The sequence below is a fragment of the Pseudomonas sp. Q12-87 genome, assembly GCF_001269755.1.
Taxonomy (GTDB): Bacteria; Pseudomonadota; Gammaproteobacteria; order Pseudomonadales; family Pseudomonadaceae; genus Aquipseudomonas; species Aquipseudomonas fluorescens_S.
Genome location: NZ_LHVI01000019.1, coordinates 169,754 through 195,328 on the forward strand (window position 1 = coordinate 169,754; position 25,575 = coordinate 195,328).

The following is a 25,575-nucleotide window of genomic DNA, read 5'->3' on the forward strand; positions in this document are numbered from 1 at the left end:
CGCTCGTGCCCTGTCAGTCGTTTGTCAGGAACGACAACTTATGGAGCTGCCATGCGACCTCTGTATTTCACCAGCCTGTCCGTTGCCGCTGTGCTGTGCGCGGCCTGTTCAAGCCAACCCTCCGCGACCTGGAGCTACAAGGACGCTCAAAGTCGAACCCCTGTACCGCCCGACCAGGCCTACCCCGAACTGTTCGAAGCGGTGCAACGCGAGCAGATTTTCTCCGACCAGAAACATTTCGTGGACGCGCTGCCCAACCGCGATCCATCGAACATCCGCGCCGATTACCTGGCCCGGCGCGACAGCGATGGCTTCGATATCAAGGCGTTCGTGAAGGACAATTTCATCGAGTCCGGCCAGGCTGAAAGTCCGGCACCGAAACCGGGGGCTCCCATCGATGAGCACATCGACAAGCTCTGGCCCGTATTGAGCCGAACCTACACCCAGGTGCCGCCCTACAGCAGCCTGCTGCCGTTGCCGCAGCCCTACGTGGTGCCAGGCGGGCGCTTTCGCGAGATGTACTACTGGGATTCCTATTTCACCATGCTCGGCCTGGAGCAAAGCGGGGATAAGGCCCAGGTGCGCCAGATGACCGACAATTTTGCCTACATGATCGACACCTACGGCCACATTCCCAATGGCAACCGCACCTACTACCTGAGCCGGTCGCAGCCGCCATTCTTCGCCTATATGGTGGAGTTGCAGGCGCGCATCGAAGGTGACCAGGCCTACGGGCGATACCTTCCACAATTGCAAAAGGAGTATGCCTATTGGATGGCCGGCACCCAGGCGCTCAAGCCTGGCGAGGCCGGTCAACATGTGGTCAAGCTCGCCGATGGCAGCGTGCTCAATCGCTATTGGGACGCGAGCCCGACGCCGCGCCAGGAATCCTGGCTGCAGGACGTCAAGACCGCCGAGCAGGCTTCCGACCGGCCCAAGCAGGAGATCTGGCGGGACCTGCGCGCCGGTGCGGAAAGCGGTTGGGATTTCAGCTCACGCTGGCTGGGCGATGGCCAGAACCTGGCGACCATACGCACCACGTCCATCGTGCCCATCGACCTGAACAGCCTGATGTTCCACCTGGAGCGCACCATCGCCAAGGCCTGCGCAACCGTCCAGAACGGGCCGTGTGTCCAGGCTTATGGCCAACGCGCGGACCTGCGCCAGCACGCCATCGACAAGCATCTGTGGAACGCCGATAAAGGCTACTACGTGGATTACGACTGGCGACAGAATCAGCCACGCCAGGGCCTTACTGCCGCTGCGCTTTTCCCGTTGTACACGGGCCTGGCTTCCGCCGAGCATGCCCAGCGCACGGCCGATGCGGTACGTGAAGGCCTGTTGCGTCCCGGCGGTATCGCCACCACCCAGGTCAACAATGGGCAGCAATGGGACGAGCCCAATGGCTGGGCACCGCTGCAGTGGGTGGCGGTAGAGGGGCTGGACCGATACGGCCAAACCGCGCTGGCACAAGAGATCGGCAGCCGCTTTCTGCGGCAGGTGCAGGACCTCTACCGCAAGGAAAACAAGCTGGTTGAAAAATACGATCTGTCCGGGCAAGGCAATGGCGGGGGAGGCGGTGAATACGAGTTGCAGGATGGCTTCGGCTGGACCAACGGGGTGACCTTGAAACTGCTGGGCAAGTATGGCGCAACCGCTTCGGGAGCCACGGCTGGCGAATAACCAGCCTGACGGGCATTGAGCCCGGTGAATGGAAGAGAGGAGCGGCAATCCGCTCCTTTCTTTTTATCCGAGATTGATCAGTGGATGCTCGCGCACGTCCCTTGGCAGGCGTGGTTTGTGGTCTATAGTTCTCAGCAGATATGGACCTTTCGCGGGCGCCGGGGCATGACGATCCTCTGGAGCCTCAATCGCGTTGGATACCCAAAGACTGCAGGGAGCACGCCATGCCGATCCAACGGCCCGATACATTGAGGTCGGCCCCTGGCAACGCCAGTTCCGTGGATGCCATTTCTGGCATCGCGACCACCCTTTTCCGGCAACGCTTCGACCAGATCAAGGAAGCCTATATCCTGTTTCCGTTGTCAGCGGTTGTCCTGTTGCTGGCGATCTGGGCGGGCACCCTGTACCTGATCGAGGTCGAGCGGGGTCGCGCGCAGCAGGAGATCGCGGCGGCAAGCCTCGAAATCGCCGCGACTTACGAAGCGCAGATCCTGCGGGCGGTGCGTGAGATCGACCAGACGCTCAAGCTCATCAAATATGCCTATGAGTCCGAGGGCGAACGCAATCCGCTGCCCAGTCTCAAGACGCGGGCGCTGTTGCCATCGCCGTATGTGTTTGACGTCAGCGTGGTTGACGCTAGCGGTGTGGTTGTCGCGAGCACCCAAGCGAGCGAGACAGGCCTGCGGCTTGCCCGGGATACGCTGCAAAATGTCTGGCACGCGACCACGCTGTCGATCAGTCGTCCCTGGAAAAACCCGGTCACGGGCGAGTGGCGATTGCGCTTCAGCCGTCGGCTTGACGCGGCGGACGGCGGGTTCTCCGGCATCGCCATGGTTGAAGTCGATGCAGCCTATTTTGTCAGCAGCTATGACGCCTCGAAGCTCGGCGACCGAGGGGTGCTCGGGTTGCTTGGCACCGATGGCCTCTTCCGCGTTCGGCGCACTGGCGAAGCCGTGACCGCCGGTGACGCGGTCAATTATGCGACGGTGGTGCCGGACACGGAAAACACCGAGGCCGTGCTGTCGGTCAATGGCTGGGACGAGGTGCTGCGCTACACCAGTTCCCGCCAACTCTACGACTTTCCACTGGCGGTGATCGTAGGGTTGTCCGAGGAAGAACAACTGGCCGCCGTGACCCGGCAGGCGCGCATCTATCTGTGGCGTGCGGCGGGCGGCAGCTTGCTGCTGGTGCTGCTGGTAGGCCTGTTGAGTCGCACCAGCTGGCAGTTGGCGCAAAGTCGTGCGCGCGCCGCCCAAGCCAAGATCACCTACGCCGAACGGGTCGAATACCTGGCCTATCACGACGGCATGACCGCGCTGCCCAATCGCAGTTTGTTCAGCAAGGTCTTGACCCAGAGCATTCTCGAGGCCAGTCGATATGATCGACAACTGGCGGTGCTTTTCCTGGACCTGGACCGTTTCAAGCAGATCAACGACACGCTGGGCCACGATGCTGGCGACCAGTTGTTGCAGGAGGTCGCCCAGCGACTCAAGGGCTGCCTGCGTGCCAGCGATACCGTCGCCCGATTGGGCGGCGATGAGTTCGTGATACTGCTGCCTGAATTGTCCGAGGACAAATACGTGGCGACCACCGCGCATAAGATCCTCACCGCCATCGCCCGGCCGTTCAATCTCCAGGGCCAAGAATTCCGTGTGACCGCCAGTGTCGGTGTCAGTGTCTTCGCCCAGGACGGCCTCGACGAGCAGACGCTCATGAAAAACGCCGATATCGCGATGTACCAGGCCAAGCAGAAGGGTAAGAACAACTTCCAGTTCTATTCCGAAAAAATGAATGCCGACTCCCTGGAGCGCATGACGCTGGAGCTCAGCTTGCGCCACGCGTTGGAGCGCCAGGAATTCCAGTTGCACTACCAGGCCAAGCGCGACATCCGCAGCGGGCGGATCACTGGCATGGAGGCGCTGCTGCGCTGGAATCACCCCGACCTGGGCATGGTCGCGCCCATGCAGTTTATTCCGGTCGCCGAAGAGACGGGGCTGATCGTGTCGATCGGCAAGTGGGTGCTCCAGACGGCCTGCCGCCAGAACGTTGCCTGGCAACAACAGGGATTACCGCGTTTGAGTATCGCCGTGAACCTGACAGCGCGTCAGTTCAGCGATGAAAGCCTGCTGGCGGACCTCACTGCGATACTGGCCGAAACCGGCATGGACGCCAGCCTGTTGGAACTTGAAATCGCCGAAAGATTGCTCATGCAGGATGTCACCCGGGCGTTGCGGGTGTTGACCGGTCTGAAGAAGCTCAATATCCGTATCGCCATCGACGACTTCGGTATCGGTTATTCTTCCCTCTCGGCGCTCCAGCAATTTCCGCTGGACTCCATCAAGATCGATCGCTCGTTTATCTGCGACACGGCCAGCGTGCCGGAAGACAAGGCCTTGACCGAAGCCATTATCGCCATGGGCCGCACCCTGAGCCTCACCGTGGTCGCCCAGGGCGTGGAAACCAAGGAACAAGCCGACTTCCTGCGGGCAAACGCCTGCGATGAATTCCAAGGCTTTTACTTCAACAAACCGGTACCCGCCGGGCAGTTCAAGGCGCTGCTGCAAGCACAGGCAACCCACGGGGCGGATCCAGCATGAAGACGCTGTTCATTGCGGGGCAGGGGGCAATGCCCTGACGCTGCCGTCGACCTCGCTGGCCTCGATATAACCGATCGTTTCCGGATTCTCCGCGATACGTTTCTTGACCTCCGCGCTGCTTGTCACCACCTGCGGAGGCTGGCCCCTGCCGGTAAAGATTATTTTCGACCAGTGCGCCTTGATCTGCGCCGGCGACTTGCCGGTGAATGTCGAATAGAACTCATCGCGCGTAGCGGCCCCTTCGGGCTGGTCGACTGGTGTGGCTTGGCCGCCATCGGGGAAACGATTGACCTTGCCAAGGAAAATATCCGCCACCTGGCTGCGCGTGAGCACCTTCACCGGGCTGGAGTTCGCGACGACCACCACTATGTCGGCTTCAGCGGCCGCGCTGGCCCCGCACAGGAGAAGTCCCGCTACAGCGACTCCGACGAGCCTCGCACACCGCATGGCCTGCTCCATCAGAATACAAAATCCACAGCTAGGCTGATGACGTTGAACGAGCCCCCGGAATCGAAGTCCGGTTGGCTGTTGATCAACGGACCGACAGAGTTGCCCTTCAAGCGGGTGTGATCGTATTGCAGCTTGGCGTCCATGTTTTTCGTGAAGTCCCACCGCACACCGAGGGAAAGGGTTTGCTGGCCTTCGTTTGAGCCCAGAATGGAATTGAGCGCGCCGTTGAGCTCCGTGGCGATTCCCGCAAAGGCGGGCGGCAGGGTAGAGGTCGTCAAGCCTGGCGCTGAGACTTCCGTTTCAGTCTTGGATCGCGCGTAGGTGATATAGGGCGTGAACGCTTCAATGCGGTATCCGCCGCTGATGTACCAGCCGCTTGTCTTGCCCAGGCCGGAGCGGCTGTCGAGACGGCCCCATTCACTCATGACGAACCAGTCGCCCGGATCATAGCTGGCGCCCACGCCAATGAAATCCACCGGTGTGTCATCGGAGTCGTAGCGATCGGCGATGGCGATCCCTTCCTCACCGAACTCACGGAAGGTGTCGAAGATCGAATTGAACTGCTCCAGGGTCAGGTCGGCCTTCATGTAGGTAATGCGCGTGGTCAGGGCGCCGACCTCGGCGGTGTTGGTCAGCCCCCAGAGATTCCTCGTCAATGCCTTGCCGGCGCCGCCAGGCTGGCGGCTGTCGGTCTGGCCGTAGTGAGCGTGCACGGTATTGGTCACGTCACCGACCCGAAATCTGTAGCTGCCATCGACGCCGTCGCTGCTGGTAATCGGCATCAGGCTGTAGAGCTCCATGGGCGCTCGCACCCAGGGCAGGGTATAGCCGACTTTCCGGGTATCGGAAACCAGGAAGGTCGGCAGGACGGTTCGGCCGATACGGGCACTGAAATCAGGTGTGAACTGGTACTTGATGTTGGCCCATTCGAAGAACGGCCGGTAACTGTTGTCGTAGCGCTGCTCCGAAATGACCTGCACCACGGCTGAAAGCTGCGGGGTGAAAGTGGCGGTCAACTGGGCACCGATCAGGCTGTCGACGTCGGCGCTCCAATTGCGCGAGTGCCCTGCGCCGTTGGGCTTGAAGATAGAGGAAGTGAAGTCGGCTTTTCTCTCGCTCGAATGGACGATCCCCGCAGTGCCGAAACTGCTCAGCGAGAACATCGACATGTCTGCGGCGTTGGCTGCGGCGGCATTGAGGGTCACCATTGCCAAGGCCAGCCTGTTGAGTGTCGGCGCCATAGGATCAGCCCGATTTCATCGTCATGCGGGGCATACGCTGCGTCGGGCAAGATTGCATCGACACTAGCGCTCTGGTGTTGGCGAGCGAGGTGTGAGTAGGGATCGCCATTCGTTTATTCCTTGTAACGTTGGCTGAAACTGCGCGATATCACGAACCGAAGAGTAGCCTAAAAAACCAATACGTCCGTCTGTGAGGACCAGGAATCCCTAGGCGTTACGCAAACTGGGCCTGCTCGGAGGCCTTGATCGCCAATTTGAGCGTAAAGGTCGCTCCGGTGCCCGGGCCGTCACTGTGAGCCTCCAGCGAGCCGCCCATTTCCATGGCGGCCAGCACGCAGCTGTGCAAGCCGAAACCATGGCCATCTTTGCGTGTGGTGAAGCCATGGGCAAAGATGCGCGTCAGGTTTTCCGGCACGATGCCCTCACCATTATCGATCACTCGGATAACCAGGGTATTGCCCAGCTGCACCTCGGTGACCAGGGTGATCTGCGGCTGTAGACCTGGCCTGTCATCCATTGCGCTGCTGGCATTTTTTATCAGGTTGACCAGGATCAGCAGTACTCGGTGCTTGTCCAGTTGCAGCAAGGGTGTCGCGGCAAAGTTGCGCACCACGGTGATCTGGCGCGCCGCGAGTATGCCGACATTCATGCGCAGGGCATCCTCGATCAGTTCCTTGATCTGGACCGTCTCGGCGATGCTGGAGGCGCCCGCATAGGATTGCTGGGCGGAGACGATTTCCTTGATGTGATCAACGCTTTTGGTCAGTTGTTCGAGTTCGTCGGTCATGCTCTGCTGTTCAATCGCCAGTGCTTCCACCAATTGGTTCAGGTAACCCGGCAGCAGCTTGCCTTTGGCGTCCTGGGAGATGAAATCTGCAAGGTCATCGGCATGCTCGTTCATCAACTGCACCGCCTTGCCAAGCCCTTGAGCCTTGCTGGTGCGCAGTTTGCGGGTGACCAGGTCTGCGCAAATGTTCACGCTGTTGAGCACATTGCCGACGTTGTGCAGGACATTGGTGGCGATTTCGGCCATACCGGCCTGGCGGGCCGCGGCGGCCAGTTGCTTCTGGGCTTCGGCGGCGCGCAAGCGACTTTGCGCCAGTTGCCAGCTCATCCGGGCGAGCAGCGCCACCAGCAGCACCAGCACCAGGCTGCCGCCCGCCGCGCGCCACAAATAGGTGTGCGCCTGCCGGGTCACGGCGGCCAGTTGTTCGTCCTCGGACAGCCCGACTATCACCGCCAGAGGAAAATCATAAAGTTGGCGTGCGCTGGTGTAACGCCGCACCTCGTCCCACCCATTGGCCGACAGCACGGCCTCGGTGTTGTCCGTGTCCGGCACCACCGCGGCGTAGTCCACCGCATCGCCCGCCATCACGGCGTCACCAGTGCGCCGGACGCGAAAAATGCCGTCGGTTCCGAGCAACCCGAGCACCCCTCGGTCGCCGAGCTTCGAGGTGTCATAGCTGCTGACGAAGTAGGCCGCATCGACCTCGACCCTGGCGATGCCGGCGAGCGCGCCATTCGCCGCGTCGAGTCGGCGGCTGAAACGCAGTCGCCATTCGCCCGTGGCGGGGCTCTTCCACGGGCGGCTGATGGACAGTGAATCGCTACGTCGCAGCGTCTGCTGTTCATCCGGATCAGCGATTTTCTCCCGATCGTTTGCCCGTGTGCTCGCTATGGGGGCGCCGTCGGGCTTGACCACGCTGACATCAAATACCAGGGCCGGCGGCAGCAGGGCGCGTTCCTGGAGCCGGGGCAGGGGATTGGGCTCGCCTTCGGCTTCATAGGTATATTTGACCAGCTTGAGGGTTTGATCGATTTCATGGATTGCGCGCAACATCTGTGCTTCATATGTCGCGCCGATTTCCAGACTGGCGGTGGCAGCGCTCTGCTGTGCACGCAGGTGTTCGACTCGGATCAGGTAGAGGGTGGCCGACCAGATCGCCAGCAACAGGAGCGCGGCCAGCAGCGGAAACAGAATGTAGGCTTCCCTGGCCTGGTCGAAGACGCGCCGGAGCAGGCCGGCCCGGGAATCAGGCTGCGGACAAAGAGCAATACCAGGGTCCAACCGCAGAATATCGGGCCGCTGGATGGACATAGTGTGCTCCCTGCAATTCACTATTGATGGCTTGTGAATGTCCGATTCGGTTACGGCTCGAACGGGTGCTTCCTGGCTGCGCGAGCGAAAGAATTCGGATCTGCTAAAACTATAGACCACAAACCGCGCCATCGACATCGGCGCACCGCGTACAGTGGGCATGATCCTGCGTACGACATGTAGACCGTTGGGCAGGCGTTCCAGCAGGCTTGTCTCAAGCAGGGTTGATCGTGGAGTTGGGTGGACGCCACGGCGCGACCGTACGCTTCCTGCCGCCGTTGATCATCACCGAGCAGGAGATCGATTTCGTCGCCAGGATCCTGTTTCAGGCCGCGAGCATGGTCAACGAGCGCCCGGGGCGCTGACCATCCGCAGGGCCCGAGGCTTGCCGAACTTTAATCGGCAGGCCTCTGTCATGGGCATGAAGCCCGAATGACTGGGCTCAATAATCCCAAAACGCCGCCACCCACCGGAAGGCGTCACCATCGACCGCCACCCGGCCAACGGAGGGGAATGGCAGGTGCGTGGCAACCAGTAGCTCACCTGACGCAGCCGCCTCTTGCATGAGGCGCACCCGAACGCGAACCGATTCCTCGGGGTCATGCTCAAAGCCGTTGTGCCAATCGGGATGGTCGAATGCGACGGGGAACAGGGCGTCTCCCGCGAAGGTCAAGCGCTCGTGGGCAGATGTCACGTGGACCACGCTGTGCCCGGGCGTATGGCCGCCGGTGAGCTTGACCACCACGCCTGGCGCCACTTCATGGCTTTGTTCGAAGGTGCGCACTTTGCTGCGGTATTCATTCATGAACTGCTCGGCGGTCGAGCGCAGGACTTCCGGCACCGGCGACGGCATGGCCGTGAGGGAAAAATCCGGCGCGGCCCAGAAGGCGACCTCAGCCGCCGCCACGTGGATCCGCACGTCTGGCCGCAGCCGATTCTTCACCTCATCGACGAGCAAACCACCGATATGGTCCATGTGCATGTGGGTGATGATCACATCCGTCACGGAACCAAGATCGATCCCGGCCGCCTCGAGACGTTTGGGAAACTGCCCGGCTCGCGGAAAACCGGGAAACTGGCCGCCCAACCCGGCATCGACGAGTACGGTCTGTTCGCCGCTGCGCACCACCAGCACATTCAGGGCCCAGTCGAACGCGTCGGGCCCCAGGAACATGTCCTTGAACCAGGCGGCGCGCGCTTGCGGGTCGGCGTTGGTGGACATGGTCGTTGTCGGCAGCGGGAGGACCCCATCACTGACGACCAGTACGTCAATCTCACCGACCTTTAATGCATAACGCGAAGGAACCAGTTCTTCATATGCGCTCGAGTCCCGCTGGTTGTTGCTGTGCTGCTGTGTTCCGTCCTGCTGGACGGCGACGTTCAGATGCGAGTTCATGATTGTTCTCCGATGGCTTGGCTCAAGAGGCTAAGACGACACTCGAATCCTGGCGTAAGAGGACCGATTCGTCTGGAGATCGAGTCTGCATCGCGACACGGCGCGTTCGGTACTCCACCTGGGTATGGCGGGGCATGGACGTTAGGGTGATCGTCCCTAAATCAAAGTATGAGAGAGAAGGGCGTTGGCGGTTGGGCGCGGAGAATTCCGCTCTGGCTTACCCAATTAAACCGCCAATGATTTTCGTCATTTATCTCGGGATACTGATCCTGATCAAGGCAACTTGAATTAGTCATGTGCGCCCAGCCTAAATATCAAACATTGCACGATCAAGGGGTGATGGCTCATTGATATTGCGTTAGCATGAGGCCTCGATAAGCGTGCATAAGTCAGCTCAACAATAAGTTCACGCATCAATACCAATTCATATGGAATGAGGCTTGAACGAAAATGCTGAGGAATGCACCGCTGCGCCTGAAACTTCTATTGATCCTGATACTTCCTTTAATCGGCTTCCTGACATTGGCCGGTGTTTTTGTAGTGGCCAACTACAAGACGCTACATGACATGAACGCAACAGTAACCGCCAGCGCCACGGCCCAGAAATTGAGCCAACTGATCACTATGCTGCAGCGTGAGCGAGGCGCCAGTGGGGTTTTCCTGGGCAGCGCTGGCAAATCCATGGGCGACCGGATGGCCTTGATGCGCAAGGATTCCAGCGCGTCGGCCGAAGTCGTGCGTGGCTTGTCAGCGTCGGGGAGTTCGCAGTTGGACAACGTCCTTGGCGCGCTGGACGAGTTGCCGGCTATTCGTGGACAAGTTGATAAGTTGAGTATCAGCAGCACCGAATCGGGCACCCGTTATACCCGGATTATCCAGACCCTTGTGGGTTACACCCATTCTTTGGAAGCAACGCTCAATAACGCTGCCATTATTCATGCGCTCGGGTCCCTCAATCAGTTTATCGAGATGAAAGAGCGCGCCGGGCGCGAACGGGTAGTGCTGGGCCTGGTGTTCAGCCAGGATCGTTTCGATGAGGTGTTGTTATCGCGTTTCAGCCGTAACCTGGGGGAGTTCGCAGCCTATTCCGAAGCATTCCGCCGCAAGGCTCAGCCGGCGTTGCTACAGACATTCGATGAGCAGATGCAGAAGCCTGCCGCCGTAGAAGTCGGCAGGTTGCAGCGCCTGGCGTTCGAGGTACCTATGGGGCAGCCGCTGGGGATCAAGCCAGAGGCATGGTTTGAAACCTCCACCCAGCGTATCGACATGATGAGCCAAGTGGAGCAAGCCTTGGGCGAGAGTGTCAGTCGCTTGGCCATGGACGAGCGCGATGCCGCAAGCCGTGCCCTGTGGCTGACCGTCGGAGCGGTCATCGTCGCGCTGGTGGCGGTGGCGCGGCTGTCTTACTTGATCATTCGCCTGATCGGCCTGGCAGTGCGGGACGTGAACCGAGCCCTGGATGACTTGGCACGGCGGGACCTTACCGCCAGGGCCACTTATGACAGCAAGGACGAATTTGGCCAGATCTCGCGCAACCTCAACCGCATGGCCGAAGAAATCAGCGGCGTGGTCCAGGAAATTGGCAACGCCACGGCACAGGTGGCCACTGCGGCGGAAGAGTCTTCTACCGTGACGATCCAGACCAGCCAAAGCGTCGAGCAACAGCGCCAAGGCACCGAGCTGGTGGCCACCGCGATCAATCAGATGAGCGCTACGGTGCGGGAGGTAGCGCAGAGCACCAACGATGCCGCGCAGATGTCGCAGCAGGTCAATATCAGCACCGCGCAAGGGCGGATGGAGATCGAAAGTACCGTCGGGCTGATTCGTCAGCTCTGCGGACAGGCCGAGGAAACAGCCGGCATCATTGGCGACCTGAAACTGGAAAGCGATGCGATTTCGTCCGTGCTCGATGTGATTCGTGGCATTGCCGAGCAGACCAATCTGTTGGCGCTCAATGCAGCGATTGAAGCGGCACGGGCCGGTGACCATGGCCGCGGGTTTGCCGTGGTGGCCTCCGAGGTTCGTACGCTGGCGCAAAAGACCCAGGAATCGACGGGCAATATCCAGCAGATGATCAGCAATCTGCAGGCAGGTTCCGACCGCGCGGCTGTTTCCATGCAGCAGACCTTGGGCAAGGCTCAGGACGGTGCGAGCAAAGTGGAGCGGGCCGGGGCGCTGCTGGTGGAAATCGCCGAGGGCGTGGCGACGATCAGCGACCGCAACATTCAGATCGCTTCGGCCGCCGAAGAGCAGAGTGCCGTTTCAGAAGACATCAATCGAAACGTGAATGAGATCAACGACTTGGTTATCCAAGTGAGCGCCGGTGCCGAGCAAACGGCAATCACCAGCCAGGAACTGGCGCGCCTGGCCGAGTATCAGCAGCAACTGGTCAGTCGTTTCAAGGTGGCCTAGGCGCAGGTCGCGTCCGGGTTATTTAAGATTGATCAAAAACGTCCACATCGGCTTGAACAGATCCGTCGGAGTACTTCATCCTTTCACCGGTGTGGAACGGGGCGATCTCATAAGGCGAGACGCCCCTGGGCGGTTGCAGGGCGGTGGTCAGGCCTGGGGCTGATAACGATCAGCCGCACGTGCTTGGCGGATGTCCGAGAGCAGCCCTTGGCGCGCGCCGTCCAGTGCGTCCCAGCGTTCGGCGACATGCAGCGGCGGGACCGTGACCAGCTCGCGACGGTCGTAACCGATCAGCGCTGCATCCACCAGCTCGCCCACTTCCATTACATCGGCGATGGTAGTGAGGTCGATGCCGGCGCGCTCCCAGATTTCAGTGCGTGTCGCGGCTGGCAGCACGGCCTGTACATAGACACCCTTGGGCGACAATTCGAGGTTCAGGCCCTGGGACAGGTACAGGACGAACGCCTTGGTGGCGCCGTAGAGTGTCATGCCGAACTCAGGAGCAAACCCGACCACCGAGCCAATGTTGACGATCGCGCCGGTGCCGGACTGGGCGAAGCGCGGAGCAACCGCCGCCGCCAGCCGCGTCAACGCGGTGACGTTGAGGGTGATCATGCGCTCGATGGCTTCAGCGGTCTGTTGTACGAAGCCCCCTGACTGCGCGATCCCGGCGTTGTTGATCAGCACGCCGATCTGCTGGTCATCGCGCAAGCGGGTTTCGACTGCCGTCAGGTCGGCGGGTTGGGTCAGGTCGGCTTGCAGCACTTCGACAGCCACACCGCTGTCTGCACGCAGGCGTGCCGCCAGGGTTTCCAGGCGAGCCTTGTCCCGGGCAACGAGCACCAGGTCATGGCCACGACGGGCGAAGCGTTCGGCGTAGGTCGCGCCAATACCGGAGGAGGCGCCGGTGATGAGGACGGTTGGAAGCGTAGTCATGATCATTTCCTTTAGAGGAGTGGCTCAGGCAAGGACTTGTAAAAAAGGATCGGCTTCAGCGGGAGATCGTCGGGTAGTCGGTGTAGCCTGCTGCGCCCCCGCCATAGAGCGTGGCCGGGTTGAGTGGCCCCATCACGATGCGGTTGGAGAGGCTCAGGCTGCCGAGGGCGTACGGTTCGAAAAGGGTTTGTCCGGTCATGGTCCAGCTTCCGATGTGGAGGATGCCGGTATAATTACGCTCATAATCTAAGCTGTCAACATCTTTGATGACGGTTGACATCAATGAGGCTGTCTTGGCGATGTTCCCCCCTCAGCGCGGGTTCTATCTATTCATGCACCGTCACCCGATTGCGCCCGGTCTTCTTCGAGGTGTACAACGCTTGGTCAGCCCAGGCGATCAGGTCGGCGTGGCTGGTCGAGGGCTGGCTCAGGTCGGCCACGCCCAGGCTGATGGTGAAGCGGATGGCCTCGCCGTTGTGCAACACGTGCATCGTTTCGACCGCCTTGCGCAGGCGTTCGGCAAAAATGCTTGCGCCGGCCTTGTCGGTGTCTGAAAGCACCACGCCGAACTCCTCTCCACCGTAACGCCCGGCCAAGTCGGATTCACGGATGTGTTCGCGGACCAGCTCGGCGATTTGCTCGATCACTTTGTCGCCGGCCTGATGGCCGTAGGTATCGTTGACCCGTTTGAAATGGTCGATGTCGAACATCACCAGGCTCAAGGCGGTGCCATAACGCTGGTGCCGGGCGTGGGCCGCCCGCAGGCTTTCTTCCCAGTGGCCGCGGTTGTACAAGCCCGTCAGCCGGTCGGTGCTGGAGAGCAATTGCAGTTGTGCATTGGCGGCCTGGAGCTGGTGGCGGTTGGTGGCGACGTCGGTCACGTCATAGATCACCAGGCAGATATGGTCGATCTTGCTGTTGGGGGAATGCAGGGGCAGCAACGTGGTGTTCTGGTACATGAACGCTTCCTGGCCGGTGATCGGCTGGTAGTTCTTGAACCGCACCAGGTACGGGCGCTGCTCCCAGACGGTGAACGCAGGCGTGCCCAGGGTCGCGACGCTTTCTACCTTGCGGCTGAACCATTGCTGATCGATCTCGGGGAACAGCGTGAAAAAATGCTGATTGTGAGCGTCCTTCGGTTGTATCCCCGAGCGGTTCTCCATGAAGGTGTTCCAGACTTGGACACGGTAATCGCGGTCGAGCACCACCACGCCGACATCGATGCTCTGCACGATCGCCAGCAGCCAGTGGAATTCATTCAGATCGACAGGATTATTCATGGCTCAGTTCATCAAGTAGGCGAGTTTGTGGGTCAACCGCTCAATGGAGTCTTCCGTGAACAGCAATAGCAGATCGAAGCGAATGTCATGTCCTTCCAGGCTGTAGCTGATTTCCACGGCCAGGGTCTTTTTCCAGCGCTTGTGGTTGAGTCGGATCAGCTCGTCGATGGCCGCGTGTTGGCCGAGAATCTGCGGGTGGCCTTGAGAAAACACCACGTCGATCTGTTCGGCGATGCTGCTCAGGCAGGCGCCGATCAGCACGCTGGAAAGGTCCAGCAGCATTTCCAGATCCGAATAATCGGCGCTCTGGCGTTGCATCAGTTGCGCGATATCGGCCACTTCCGAGTCGTGGAATATCAGCAGGGCTTCGCCGGCGATGCCACTGCCGATGAAGCCCTGACAGATGGCCGTGAGTTGCCGGGAGCTGCTCGCATCGGCCAAAGCCATGTGCAACTCGCCGACTTCGAGGAGATTGACGTTCGGTACGGGTAACTGCACGAACACCCCCAGTACCTTCGCTATCAGGGCGGCGGCCCGGCCGATGGCGACGTTGACCGTCTCGCGAAATACGTCGTGAAAGCCGATGGGCGTGCCGGTCGTTGGGCGATCTTGCAGCGCGCTGCTACCCGGTGCCGTCAGTAGCCCCAGGCGGCTCAGGGTCTGGCGCAGTTCATTTTCATCGAAAGGTTTTTTCAGGAACGCCAATGCGCCCAACTCATGCACCCGGCGCACGGCTTCGTCCTGGACGTCACCGGAGATGACGATGACCTGCGCCTTCAACCCTTCGGCACGCAACGCACTGAGCACTTGATAACCATCCATTTCCGGCATGGTCAGGTCCAACAGCACCACCTGGCCCAGACCCTGGCGTATGGCGTCCATCGCCTGGCGACCGTTGATGGCTTCGGTGACCGACACCGGCCAGTCCCCAGGCAAGGCTCGCAGCACTTGTTTGCGAGCCATGTTGGAGTCGTCACATACCACTAGAGGGATCATCGGCACAGGTTGGGCGCTCATTGGCGTTGAGTGTCAGGTTCCGGAACTGTCTCCAGCGTTAGAGCCCAGCGTGAATGGCAGGTTCAAGATTCCGACCTCTATTGCCCGTAGGGGTCGTTGTACCGATTTTGGATGCGTTCCAGCTCGCCGGAGCGGCGCAACTGGTCCAGTGCCTTGGCCCAGGCGGCCACGACAGGGTCCTCGGAGTCGCGACTGAAGGCGATGTAGAGCGATGAGCGATAGAGTTCGACGGGGATGCGACGCAACGTGCCGGGCGCAATTTTCAACTGGCGGCTGTAGTAAGCGACACCCGCCGTGGTATCGCCGACGATGATCCCGGTACGCCCGGCCAGCAACATTCGATACAGCTGCAGGCTCCCGGTTGCGCTTTTGTCGAGGTTGGTGAACCCTCGCGACTGCAGCACTTCGGGTATCAGGCCAGCGTTTCGCGTGGTGATTCGCGGAGCGCGCATCAACTGCTCCAGGGAGCTGATGGGCTGCTGCGCATCGGCCAGCTCATAAGGGTAGATGGACTCTTCCACAATCGGACCGACCCATTTGTACAAAGGCTGGCGCTCGGCGGTGCGGAACATGGAATACAGGATGGTCCTGGGATGGGTCTTCAGGACCCGGGAGCTGCGCATGCTGGGGAGCACCGCGATGGGAAAGTCATCCCCGGTCAGTGCCATGATGGCGCGCACGATCTCGGTGGTCATGCCGGTGAGCTGATTGTTCTCCAGATAGTTGTACGGCGCCCACTCTTCAGTCACGACCTGATACTGCTCAGCCCTGGCAGGCGCGTCGAGCAACAGAACGAGCAGCGCTGCGGTAACTATTAAATATCTCAAATGATCGGCCTGGTTGGCGCTACGTTGAAAAACAGTGCGGTGCTCAAGGATTGGGACTGGGGCAGGGCAAAACCAGTATAGACCCTGGCATACCTCTCACGCCTGTTGGTTGCAATTGCCACGTGTGGGCGAGTCAGCGGGCAGGGCGCTCGAGGCTTGAGGAAAGAAGGCGCTGATCACCGCTGCTGCCAGGGCCAGTGATGCTCCCACGGCTGCAAGGCCGATCCAGCCAGCTCGGTGCACGCCGTAGTTTCCCAGCGCTGCCCCGACGGCGCCACCCATGAAGTACGAAGCCATGAAGACCGTGTTGAGTCGGCTGCGAGCGTCGGGGCGCAAGGCGTGGATGCGCGACTGGTTGGCGACCAGGCCGGTGCGGTTGCCCAGGTCCAGCAACACCATGCCGACGAGGAGGCAGCCAAGGATATGTCCGCCTGCGGCAATACAAGCAAAACCCGCGGTGAGAATGATCGCGCTGGCAAATGCCATGACGCGCGCGCCCAAGCGATCCGCCAAGGCACCGATACTAGGCGATGCGACGATGCCCAACAGCGTGACCAGGCCAAACACTCCGATAGTGGCGGCGTCGAAACCGTAGGGCGGTTGCGTCAGCAGCGCGGCCAGTGTGGCCCACAGCGCGCTGAATGCAGCGAAGATAAAAAAGCCGCTGGCCGCGCATAGGCGCAGCTCACGCTCCTCGCGTACCAAGCTGACCAGCGAACGCAGCAGCCGCGTGTAGCGGATCGGCGCCTGGCCGGCGATGGCAGGCAGGCGCCTGGCGACGATGATCAGCAGCAAGATATCGATAACTGAAGCGAGCACAAAAACCGTTCGCCAACCCGCATGTTCGCCGACGAAACCGCCCATCGTGCGCGCCAGCAAGAGGCCTGTTGAGAGGCCGCCAAGCAACGCACCGACGATTCGGCCGCGCTCAGCCGGCGATGCCAAGCCGGAGAGGACGGGAATGATGATCTGCGCGGTAATCGCCGTCACGCCCACCACAAAACTGCCAGCGCACAGCAGCATGAAGTTCGGTGCCACGGCGCAGGCCATCAACGCGACGGCGTTCGCGACAATCGCCGATAACGCCAGCCGGCGCGGCTGCCGGCAATCGGCGAGAGGCACGATGAGCAGCAGGCCCGTCGCGTAACCGAGTTGCGTCAGCGTGGCGACCAGGCCAGCCTGCGTCGGCGCCAGGCCGAACGAGGCGGCCATTTGCGGTAGCAGCGGCTGGTGGTAGTAAAGGGCCGAGACGGCGAGGGCGCAACACATCGCCATCACCGCAACCAGACGGGCAGGAAGCCCGGCCGGGACCGCGCTAGATACAGGCATAGCTCCCCCTTCAGCGTTGCAGGGCCAGCAGCAGCCCCTCGGTGTCAACGATGCTGTGGGCGAACGTGGGGCCGTTCAGTTCGTGCGCCGCGTGCATCATTTCCTTGCTGAACGCTGCCGTCGCATCGCGCACCAGGGTGACGTGATAACCGAGCTCCATGGCGAAACGCGCCGTCGACTCGATACAGGTATTCGCCAACAGCCCAACGACAATCACATGCGTGACGCCTTGCTGCTTGAGCTGGAAATCCAAATCGGTATTGGCAAACCCGCTTTGCCCCCAGTGCTCCTGGATGACGATATCGCCGTCCTGCGGCACGAAGTCCGGGTGCCAGTCGCCACCCCAAGTGCCTTTGGCGAACGTATGGCGCTCCTGGATCAAGCGCTGGGTCGGGTTGGGATGGTCCCAGTTGTCGTAGTCACCGGGCTGCCAGCGCCGATGCGGTACGTAGAACACGGGGAGGCCGCTTGCCCGCGCCGAAGCCACACACTTACGCAGGTTGTCGAGCAGATGGACGTCCTGTGCGACGCTTTCGAGCAAGGGAAACAGCTTGCCGCCGTCGGACAGGAAATCGTTGTACGGATCGACCAGTAACAGGCCGGTACGCGCCAGGCTGGGTTCAGGGTGGGTCATGTCAGTGCTCCTGTTGAAGGCAGTTGAGGACGGGTTTGCGCATAAGCGTCTGCGGTACGTCCCTGCCAGAATAATCAGCTATGATATTCATAGTGTCAACTGTTACGGTGCCTGTAGCCCAATTTAAGCGGTTTTGCTCGGCATCCGCCGTGTTACTATGAAAACCAGAGTGGATGGACGAGGTGCACATCGATGCAAATGCAACACAAGACGCCCGAGACGGTTTGCCCGGTGGCGCGTTCCGTGGAAGTGGTCGGCGACAAATGGACGATCCTGGTCCTGCGCGAGCTGTACATGGGCGCGACTCGTTTCGAGGAAATGCAGATCCAGACCGGCGCCACGCCGCAAATGCTCACCTCACGCCTCAAGGCGCTGGAAGCCGACGGCATGGTCGAGCGGCGGCTATACAACCAAAAGCCTGCGCGCTACGAATACCAACTGACGGACAAGGGCCGGGATTTCTACCCAGTGGTCTACGCACTGCGCGCCTGGGGCGAGAAGTGGTGCAAAAGCGAGGATGAAGGGCTGGCGATGCACTTCGTCCACCGCGCGTGCGGCCATGACGTGGGAGTGGCCAGCGTTTGCCCGCACTGCGGCGTTGCGGTGGGGCGTGAGGATCTGGAGAGCTCGATCAGTGAGGGTTTTCTCAACGAGCGGGTGGTTCGTCGGGATGTTTTCAAGGGGAGGTTGTGAAGTTGAGCCATTGACAATACTTGGATGGAACCAGGATCGAGTCTGCAGTTGGCGCTGATAGGAATAGGCAAACCCCAGAGATAAACCGATATAGGTCAGTGAGTTTCCAGTCGATACCATCGTCTCGTCTTCATCGATTGGATCTCGCCATGTCCCACCCAAAAACCTTATTCATCACCGGCGCGAGCAGTGGCTTCGGTAGCGCCCTGGCCCATGAAGCGCTTGCAGCGGGGCACCGTGTCATTGGAACGGTACGCAGTGAGGCCGCTTTGCAGGCGCTCCAGGCACTGTGCCCGGAGCGGGCCCACGGGGTGATCCTGGATGTCACTGACTTCACCCGGATCGACGGGGTGGTCGCAGCTGTCGAAGCCAGCCACGGCCCCGTCGACGTGCTGGTCAATAACGCCGGTTACGGCCACGAGGGTATCCTCGAAGAATCGCCGCTGGAGGAGATGCGTCGTCAATTCGAGGTCAATGTGTTCGGCGCGGTCGCCATGATCAAGGCGTTTGTTCCTTATTTTCGCCAGCGTCGTGCCGGGCATATCCTTAACATCACCTCCATGGGAGGCACCATCACGATGCCTGGGATCGCGTATTACTGTGGGAGCAAATTCGCCCTTGAAGGGATCTCCGATACGTTGAGCCAAGAGCTGTTGCCGTTCAATATATTTGTGACTGCCGTGGCACCAGGCTCTTTTCGCACCGACTGGGCGGGTCGTTCGATGCGGCGCACGCCTCGCAGCATCGCCGACTACGATGCCAGTTTCGATCCGGTGCGCAAGGCGCGGGAAGAGAAAAGTGGAAAGCAGCTCGGCGATCCGCAGAAGGCCGCGCAAGCGATGTTGCAGGTGATTGCCAGCGCGACGCCACCGGCCCATCTTCTGTTGGGCAGCGATGCGTTGGGGCTGGTGCGTGACAAACTCAGGCGCGCCGCCAGTGAGATTGAACAGTGGGAATCGCTGACCCGTTCAACCGATGGGTGAGCGCCGCATAGAGGGCAGTGCAATGGGGCAAGCCGATTCACCCAGCTCGCGCATGGTGCAGTTGATGGAGCAACTGGCGCCGTTGGAGGGCTACAACCTGAGCGCGCTGGAGGATATCCGTTTTCTACGCTCGAATCGGCCGCTGAGCCAAACGCCAGTGTTGTATGAGCCGGGTATCGTCATCCTCTGCCAGGGGTGCAAGCGTGGCTATCTGGGCGATGACATCTACGTCTATGACGCCCAGCACTACCTGGTGGTGTCGGTTCCGGTGCCGTTCACGATGGAAACCGATGCCAGCGAGGCGCAACCCATGCTGGCGGTGTACATGCGCCTCGACCTCCAATTGGCCAGCGAGTTGATGCTGCAAGTAGATGAAGCCCTAGGGCCCAGCGATGCGCAGCCCAAGGGTATGTACGCTTCGCCCATGGACGATGGACTGCGCGCCTCGACGCTGCGTTTTCTCGAGGCGATGACCAGCCCGCTCGAAGCGCAGATATTGGGTCCGTCGCTGGTGCGGGAGATCTACTACCGCATCCTCACCGGTGAGCAAGGTGGCTCGATGCGCGCCGCGCTCAATCGACAGGGGCATTTCGGCAAGATCATCCGCGCGATCCGCAAGATCCACAGTGGTTACCGGGAGCGCCTGGATGTGGAGTCCCTGGCCCGAGAAGCAAGCATGAGCGTGCCTAATTTTCATCTGCATTTTCGCAATGTGACGGACGCCTCGCCGATGCAGTATTTAAAGTCGACGCGTCTGCACCAGGCGCGGTTGCTGATGCTGCGCGACGCCATGAGCGCTTCGACAGCCGCATTCAATGTGGGTTATGAAAGCGCTTCGCAATTCAGTCGCGAATTCAAGCGCTTCTTCGGACGAACGCCCCAGGAAGAAATCCAATGGATGAAAGCCACCTATGCACTGCCAGCGCCGTCTTCGCCGTCCCTGTATGTCTCGTCGCATTAGCAAAAATGCTTCGCACTAGAACGGGAGAAAATTAACCGTTCGCCGAATGACAGCATCGCCCAGCGGTGTTACTTACAGCGACCACTACGCACCCATACAGCCCCAACCCTGTGCCATTTTGTAGCAGATAACCCCAAGTGCCACCCCCGGCAATCCACTCCCCATTACAGAAAAACCAACCCAAACAACCAGTTGAACTCTCCTGCCCAAACCTGGCACGTCTACTGCATTTCTGCATCTATGGATAATTGGATACAAAAATACAAAAGGTGGCCTATATGCAGTTCGCTCCCGCTTACGTTGAACGCCAGCCGCTGACCGCTGAAGAAGAGGCTTACAACTTCCTGCTCGAAGCGATCTGCCGCGGTCGTTACCACAAGGGCGACCGGTTGATCGCCGAGGACATTGCCACTGAAATCGGCATGAGCCGCATGCCGGTGCGCGAAGCCTTTCGGCGCCTTGACGCTCAGGGGTTGGTGACGTTGCGGCCTAACCGCGGGGCGATTGTCAGCGGTCTGGACATCAACGAGTTGCAGGAAGTGTTCGAGATGCGCAGCGCGCTCGAAGGCCTGGCGGTGCGAGTGGCCGTGGCTCATATCGGCGAGCGGCAATTGGCGGCGCTGGAGCGGCTGCTTGATGAAATGGATGACTACCGCGAGGAGAGCGCCGAGTGGGTCAGCCGTCACCGCAAATTCCATGAGTACCTGTGCAGCCTGAGCGGCCGGCCCCGGCTGCTTAAGCAGATTTCTGCGTTGTATTCGCTGATCGAGGCGCCGATGCGCCTGTGGCTGCAGCATGTCGACAAGCCCTTGAGCGCACGCCAGGAGCACGCAGTGATCCTCGACGCGATTCGCGCCGGCAATGCCGACCAGGTCGAGGCCGTGGTGCGCGCGCATATCGAAGGCACCGTCCCCGAACTGATCAAGTTTCTGCAAACCGAAAAATAAGCCCGAAAACGGGCCTCGCTGTTGTGATTTTGCGTACTGCCACCGTTACTCACCGAACTGGAGTGTCTGGTCATGCACAAAACGAACGCCTTGCTTGCCGCGGTATCCCTTGCTCTCTGCGCACAGTGGGCGCTCGCCGCGCCCGTGGTGCCGGAGCGTTTGCAGAAGGTCGACAAGCTCACGTATTGCTCGGGCATGGATTCGCCGCCGCTGGTGTCGTTCGACGAGGCGCAGAAGCCCAAGGGGTTGACGATCGACCTGGGCCTGGAAATTGCCAAGCGCCTGGGCAACAAGCAAGTGCAGTGGCGGGTGATCCCGTTCTCCGGGCTGTTGCCGGCATTGCTGGCCCAGCAATGCGACATGATTGTCGACCAGCTGTTCGACAAACCCGAGCGCCGCGAGGTGATCAACATCGTCAACTACATGTACTCCAGCCAGTCGGTGGTGGTGCCCAAGGGCAATCCGCAGGGCATCCAGCGCCTCGATGACCTTTCCACGCACAAGGTGGCCGTGCTCAACGGCTCGACGATCAAGACCTTGCTCGACGCGCAGAACGAAGCCCTGGCCAAGGCCGGCAAGCCGCCGATGAAGCTGGTGGTCTACAACACCGACACCGACGCATTCCAGGCCTTGCGCATCAGTCAGGTCGACGCCTACGGCACCACGGTGGAGACCGCCGGTTACTACGCGGCGATGGCTCCGGATCTGTTTCAAGAAGGCGTGCCGGCGTTCGGCCGGATTCTTACCGGCCTGGGCATTCGCAAGGACGACCCTCAGTTGACGGCAGCGGTGCAGCAGATCATCAGCGACATGCGCAGCGATGGCAGCTACACCCAACTGCTCGCCAAATGGCATGTGGACAGCGACAAACTCGACTGAGGCGTGCCCCTGATGAATTTCAATTGGGATGTGTTCTGGCAATACCTGTTGCAGCCCAGCGGGGTGTACCTCACCGGTCTCTGGCTGACGTGCCTGATCAGTGTGCTGGCGATGTTGATCGGCTGCGCGCTGGGGTTGGTGGCGGCGCTGATGCGCCTGTCGCACAACCCGTTGCTGCACCTGCCGGTCCGGTTCTACGTGTGGCTGATGCGCGGCACGCCGCTGCTGGTGCAGATCGTCTTTCTCTATACGGCGCTGGCGGCGGGCGGGATTTTCCGCTTCGAAGACGTGGAGCTGTTCGGCCTGGTGGTGCCGGGCAATATCCAGGCGGCGATCATTGCCCTGGGGCTGAATGAAGGGGCCTACATGTCGGAGATCATCCGGGCCGGCATCGGCGCGGTGGACAAAGGGCAGTATGAGGCCGGGCGCTCCCTGGGCATGACGTTCGGCAAGCTGATGCGCCGGATCGTGTTGCCCCAGGCAGTGCGGGTGATCGTGCCGCCCTTGGGCAATGAATTCAACGTGATGCTCAAGAACACCACGCTGGTCAGCGTGATCGGCGTGCAGGAGCTGTTGCTGAGCACGCAGATGGTGACTTCGGCGACGTTTCGAGTGTTCGAGCTGTACTTGGTGGTGGCGATCTACTTCCTGCTGCTGACGACGCTTTGGGGCTTCTTTCAGCGCTGGTTGGAGAAGCGCTTCGGCCAATCGGACCGGTCCCCACCGCCGACCGCCAGCAGTCGTCTGTTCGGGCGCTACACCTTGAAATTGTTGCGGGGACGCTAAGCATGGCGCACAAGAGCGAAGAGTTGATCATCGATGCCCAGGACATTCACAAGTCCTTCGGCGAACTGGAGATCCTCAAGGGGATTTCCCTGCAAGTGCGGCGCGGTGAAGTGGTGGTGCTGATTGGCGCCTCGGGGTCGGGCAAGACCACGTTCATCCGTTGCATCAATCTACTGGAAGACATCCAGGGCGGCCGCATCCGTGTCAATGGCCGCGCCATGGGTTACCGCGAGCGTGCCGATGGCAGCCTGGTGCGCGACTCGGAGCGCAACATTGCGCGCCAACGCCGCGACATCGGCATGGTGTTCCAGCGTTTCAACCTGTTCCCGCACATGACCGCCCTTGAAAACATCATCGAGGCGCCGATCCAGGTGCTGGGCGTTCCCCGGGCCGAGGCCTTCGAACAGGCGCGCGGGTTATTGGCGCGAGTCGGCCTGGCGGACAAGGCCGGGCATTATCCGTCGATGCTTTCCGGTGGTCAGCAGCAGCGGGTGGCGATTGCTCGTGCGCTGGCGATGAAGCCTCAAGCGATGCTGTTCGATGAGCCCACCAGCGCCCTCGACCCGGAGACCGTCGGCGAGGTGCTGCAGGTCATGAAAGAGTTGGCGGAGGAGGGCATGACCATGGTCGTGGTCACCCACGAAATGGGCTTTGCCCGGGAAGTGGCGGACCGCGTGGTGGTGCTCGACCAAGGCGAGTTGATCGAGCAAGGGCCGCCTGAGCAGATTTTCAGCCGTCCCAGCCATCCGCGTACCCAAGCCTTTCTCAGCCGCGTGCTGTGATCGTTTTTTCGGCGTCGAGAGCATTTGCCCATGTTTAATTTTTCTGCCCATGAATATCCCTATCCGTCCCAACGACAGAGCGTCTTCGCGCGCCGAGGCATGGTCGCCGCGTCACAACCGCTGGCCGCCGAAGCCGGCATCGCGATCATGCGCCAGGGCGGCAATGCCATTGACGCTGCGATTGCCACGGCGGCGGCCCTGACCGTGGTCGAACCGACCGGCTGCGGCCTGGGCGGCGATGCCTTTGCGCTGGTCTGGAGCCAAGGCCGATTGCACGGCTTGAACGGCAACGGGCATGCGCCGGCAGCCTTGAGTATTGAAGCGGTGAAGGCCGCCGGGCATAGCCAAATGCCGACCTATGGCTGGACGCCGGTCACCGTGCCGGGTTGTCCTTCGGCCTGGGCCGAACTGTCCCGGCGCTTTGGCAAATTGCCGTTCGCCGACTTGCTGCAACCAGCCATCAGCCTGGCGCGGGACGGCTTTGCGTTGTCGCCGGTGGTTGCTCACCAATGGCAGATCGCGCTGAATGAATTCACACCCCATCGCGATGCGTTGCTCGAACCCTGGTTCGAGACGTTCCTGATTGATGGCCGCGCGCCCAAGGCCGGTGAGTTGTTCCGCAACACGGCCCAGGCCCGGACCTTGGAAGAATTGGCGGCAACCGCTTGCGAGAGCCTGTATCGCGGGCCATTGGCGCAACGCCTGGATGCCCATTCCCAAGCCAGCGGTGGCTACTTGCGCGCTGCCGATCTGGCCAGCTATCGGGCCCAGTGGGTCGAGCCGATTCACGTCAATTACCGTGGGGTGGACGTCTGGGAGATACCGCCGAGCGGCCAGGGCCTGGTGGCGCTGATGACGCTGAAGATCCTCGAAGGCTTCTGCTTTGATCACCGCGACAGCCAGCAGACCTGGCACCGTCAGTTGGAGGCGATGAAGCTGGCCTACAGCGACGGCCTGCACCACATCACTGATCCGCAGCACATGCGCGTGGCCGTGGCCGACCTGCTCAGCGATGCCTACAGCACCCGCCGCCGCGGACAGATCAGCGATCAGGCGCAACTGCCCGCACCCGGCGACCCCCATGCCAGCGGCACGGTGTACCTGGCCACGGCTGACGGTGAAGGCAACATGGTGTCGTTCATCCAGAGCAATTATCACGGCTTTGGCTCCGGTGTCGTGCTGCCCGACAGTGGTATTGCCTTGCAGAACCGCGGCCAGGAATTCAGCCTCGACCCTGCGCATGCCAACTGCCTGGCACCGGGCAAGAAGACTTTCCACACCATCATCCCCGGCTTCCTGACCCGGGATGGCGAAGCCCTCGGGCCATTCGGGGTCATGGGCGGCTACATGCAGCCTCAAGGCCATGTGCAAATGGTCATGAACCTGGTGGACTTTGGCCTCAACCCGCAAGCCGCCCTCGACGCTCCGCGTTGGCAATGGCTGGGCGGGATGAAGGTCGGCATCGAGCAGGGCGCATCTCGCGATCTGGCCAACGCCCTGGCCCGGCGCGGGCACCAGGTACAGGTCGCCAGCGACCTGACCGACTACGGACGTGGCCAGATTATCCTGCGTGACCCGTCCAGCGGGGTGCTGTGTGGCGGCACCGAGCCGCGAGCCGACTCGCATATCGCGGTGTGGTAGCGC

23 protein-coding genes are annotated in these 25,575 nt (G+C 61.0%); 12 read left to right on the forward strand and 11 right to left on the reverse strand.

Annotation, left to right across the window (positions count from 1 at the left end; translation table 11 throughout):
• The first annotated feature begins 51 nt into the window (after nucleotides 1-51).
• Nucleotides 52-1,683: an alpha,alpha-trehalase TreA gene (gene treA / locus AD663_RS12650; RefSeq protein WP_053213849.1), complete on the forward strand. Its 1,632-nt coding sequence runs from the start codon at nucleotides 52-54 to the stop codon at nucleotides 1,681-1,683.
• 224 nt (nucleotides 1,684-1,907) lie between these two features.
• The gene (locus tag AD663_RS12655; protein ID WP_053213850.1) at nucleotides 1,908-4,280 is read left to right on the forward strand and encodes a bifunctional diguanylate cyclase/phosphodiesterase; all 2,373 of its coding nucleotides are present in this window, start codon (nucleotides 1,908-1,910) and stop codon (nucleotides 4,278-4,280) included.
• Nucleotides 4,281-4,289: 9 nt separating this feature from the next.
• On the opposite strand, the gene AD663_RS12660 is transcribed toward AD663_RS12655, so the two are convergent.
• The 3 genes from AD663_RS12660 to AD663_RS12670 all read right to left on the reverse strand — a co-directional run bounded on the left by AD663_RS12660 (nucleotide 4,290) and on the right by AD663_RS12670 (nucleotide 8,069).
• A complete protein-coding gene (locus tag AD663_RS12660; protein ID WP_053213851.1) occupies nucleotides 4,290-4,739 on the reverse strand; it encodes a substrate-binding domain-containing protein in 450 nt (149 codons plus the stop codon).
• Nucleotides 4,739-5,971 carry a porin gene (locus tag AD663_RS12665; RefSeq protein WP_003181402.1) on the reverse strand — a complete coding sequence of 411 codons (1,233 nt, stop codon included), beginning with the start codon at nucleotides 5,969-5,971 and terminating at the stop codon, nucleotides 4,739-4,741. Before AD663_RS12665 ends, AD663_RS12660 begins: the two co-directional genes overlap by 1 nt.
• Before the next feature lie 214 nt (nucleotides 5,972-6,185).
• A complete protein-coding gene (locus tag AD663_RS12670; RefSeq protein WP_053213852.1) occupies nucleotides 6,186-8,069 on the reverse strand; it encodes an ATP-binding protein in 1,884 nt (627 codons plus the stop codon).
• A gap of 209 nt (nucleotides 8,070-8,278) precedes the next feature.
• On the opposite strand from AD663_RS12670, the gene AD663_RS28910 reads away from it, so the two are divergent.
• Nucleotides 8,279-8,434, forward strand: a complete 156-nt coding sequence (locus AD663_RS28910; RefSeq protein WP_371261182.1) for a hypothetical protein — start codon at nucleotides 8,279-8,281, stop codon at nucleotides 8,432-8,434.
• A 77-nt stretch (nucleotides 8,435-8,511) separates the two neighbouring features.
• Here AD663_RS28910 and AD663_RS12675 read toward each other — a convergent pair whose 3' ends face one another.
• Nucleotides 8,512-9,465 (reverse strand): MBL fold metallo-hydrolase, encoded by a 954-nt coding sequence (locus AD663_RS12675; RefSeq protein ID WP_003181405.1) that lies wholly within the window; start codon nucleotides 9,463-9,465, stop codon nucleotides 8,512-8,514.
• 450 nt (nucleotides 9,466-9,915) lie between these two features.
• On the opposite strand from AD663_RS12675, the gene AD663_RS12680 reads away from it, so the two are divergent.
• Nucleotides 9,916-11,877, forward strand: coding sequence for a methyl-accepting chemotaxis protein (locus tag AD663_RS12680; RefSeq protein WP_053213853.1), 1,962 nt, complete (start codon nucleotides 9,916-9,918; stop codon nucleotides 11,875-11,877).
• 147 nt (nucleotides 11,878-12,024) lie between these two features.
• Here the strand turns inward: AD663_RS12680 and AD663_RS12685 are convergent, their stop codons facing one another.
• From AD663_RS12685 to AD663_RS12715, 7 genes are all read right to left on the reverse strand, one after another.
• The gene (locus tag AD663_RS12685; protein WP_003181408.1) at nucleotides 12,025-12,813 is read right to left on the reverse strand and encodes an SDR family oxidoreductase; all 789 of its coding nucleotides are present in this window, start codon (nucleotides 12,811-12,813) and stop codon (nucleotides 12,025-12,027) included.
• A 55-nt stretch (nucleotides 12,814-12,868) separates the two neighbouring features.
• Complete coding sequence (locus tag AD663_RS29315) at nucleotides 12,869-13,093, reverse strand: hypothetical protein (protein WP_033045998.1); 225 nt, start codon at nucleotides 13,091-13,093, stop codon at nucleotides 12,869-12,871.
• Between the two features lie 46 nt (nucleotides 13,094-13,139).
• On the reverse strand, nucleotides 13,140-14,093 hold the full coding sequence (locus tag AD663_RS12695; RefSeq protein WP_003181411.1) for a diguanylate cyclase: 954 nt from the start codon (nucleotides 14,091-14,093) through the stop codon (nucleotides 13,140-13,142).
• Between the two features lie 3 nt (nucleotides 14,094-14,096).
• Entirely contained in the window at nucleotides 14,097-15,089 is a 993-nt protein-coding gene (locus tag AD663_RS12700; RefSeq protein WP_003181413.1) for a response regulator, read from the reverse strand.
• Between the two features lie 98 nt (nucleotides 15,090-15,187).
• Nucleotides 15,188-15,937 (reverse strand): ABC transporter substrate-binding protein, encoded by a 750-nt coding sequence (locus AD663_RS12705; protein WP_003181415.1) that lies wholly within the window; start codon nucleotides 15,935-15,937, stop codon nucleotides 15,188-15,190.
• Nucleotides 15,938-16,033: 96 nt separating this feature from the next.
• The gene (locus AD663_RS12710; RefSeq protein ID WP_003181417.1) at nucleotides 16,034-17,266 is read right to left on the reverse strand and encodes an MFS transporter; all 1,233 of its coding nucleotides are present in this window, start codon (nucleotides 17,264-17,266) and stop codon (nucleotides 16,034-16,036) included.
• Nucleotides 17,267-17,276: 10 nt separating this feature from the next.
• Nucleotides 17,277-17,900: an isochorismatase family cysteine hydrolase gene (locus tag AD663_RS12715; protein WP_003181419.1), complete on the reverse strand. Its 624-nt coding sequence runs from the start codon at nucleotides 17,898-17,900 to the stop codon at nucleotides 17,277-17,279.
• 192 nt (nucleotides 17,901-18,092) lie between these two features.
• Here AD663_RS12715 and AD663_RS12720 point away from each other — a divergent pair, with 192 nt between their 5' ends.
• From AD663_RS12720 to AD663_RS12755, 8 genes are all read left to right on the forward strand, one after another.
• The gene (locus AD663_RS12720; protein ID WP_003181421.1) at nucleotides 18,093-18,593 is read left to right on the forward strand and encodes a helix-turn-helix domain-containing protein; all 501 of its coding nucleotides are present in this window, start codon (nucleotides 18,093-18,095) and stop codon (nucleotides 18,591-18,593) included.
• Nucleotides 18,594-18,742: 149 nt separating this feature from the next.
• The gene (locus AD663_RS12725; protein WP_003181423.1) at nucleotides 18,743-19,576 is read left to right on the forward strand and encodes an oxidoreductase; all 834 of its coding nucleotides are present in this window, start codon (nucleotides 18,743-18,745) and stop codon (nucleotides 19,574-19,576) included.
• Between the two features lie 22 nt (nucleotides 19,577-19,598).
• Entirely contained in the window at nucleotides 19,599-20,537 is a 939-nt protein-coding gene (locus tag AD663_RS12730; protein ID WP_003181426.1) for an AraC family transcriptional regulator, read from the forward strand.
• A 278-nt stretch (nucleotides 20,538-20,815) separates the two neighbouring features.
• Nucleotides 20,816-21,484, forward strand: coding sequence for a GntR family transcriptional regulator (locus tag AD663_RS12735; RefSeq protein ID WP_003181427.1), 669 nt, complete (start codon nucleotides 20,816-20,818; stop codon nucleotides 21,482-21,484).
• Nucleotides 21,485-21,556: 72 nt separating this feature from the next.
• On the forward strand, nucleotides 21,557-22,363 hold the full coding sequence (locus AD663_RS12740; protein WP_003181428.1) for an ABC transporter substrate-binding protein: 807 nt from the start codon (nucleotides 21,557-21,559) through the stop codon (nucleotides 22,361-22,363).
• A 12-nt stretch (nucleotides 22,364-22,375) separates the two neighbouring features.
• Nucleotides 22,376-23,149: an amino acid ABC transporter permease gene (locus tag AD663_RS12745; protein WP_053213854.1), complete on the forward strand. Its 774-nt coding sequence runs from the start codon at nucleotides 22,376-22,378 to the stop codon at nucleotides 23,147-23,149.
• A gap of 2 nt (nucleotides 23,150-23,151) precedes the next feature.
• Complete coding sequence (locus AD663_RS12750) at nucleotides 23,152-23,931, forward strand: amino acid ABC transporter ATP-binding protein (RefSeq protein ID WP_003181432.1); 780 nt, start codon at nucleotides 23,152-23,154, stop codon at nucleotides 23,929-23,931.
• A gap of 30 nt (nucleotides 23,932-23,961) precedes the next feature.
• Entirely contained in the window at nucleotides 23,962-25,572 is a 1,611-nt protein-coding gene (locus tag AD663_RS12755) for a gamma-glutamyltransferase family protein (protein ID WP_003181433.1), read from the forward strand.
• Nucleotides 25,573-25,575: the final 3 nt, after the last annotated feature.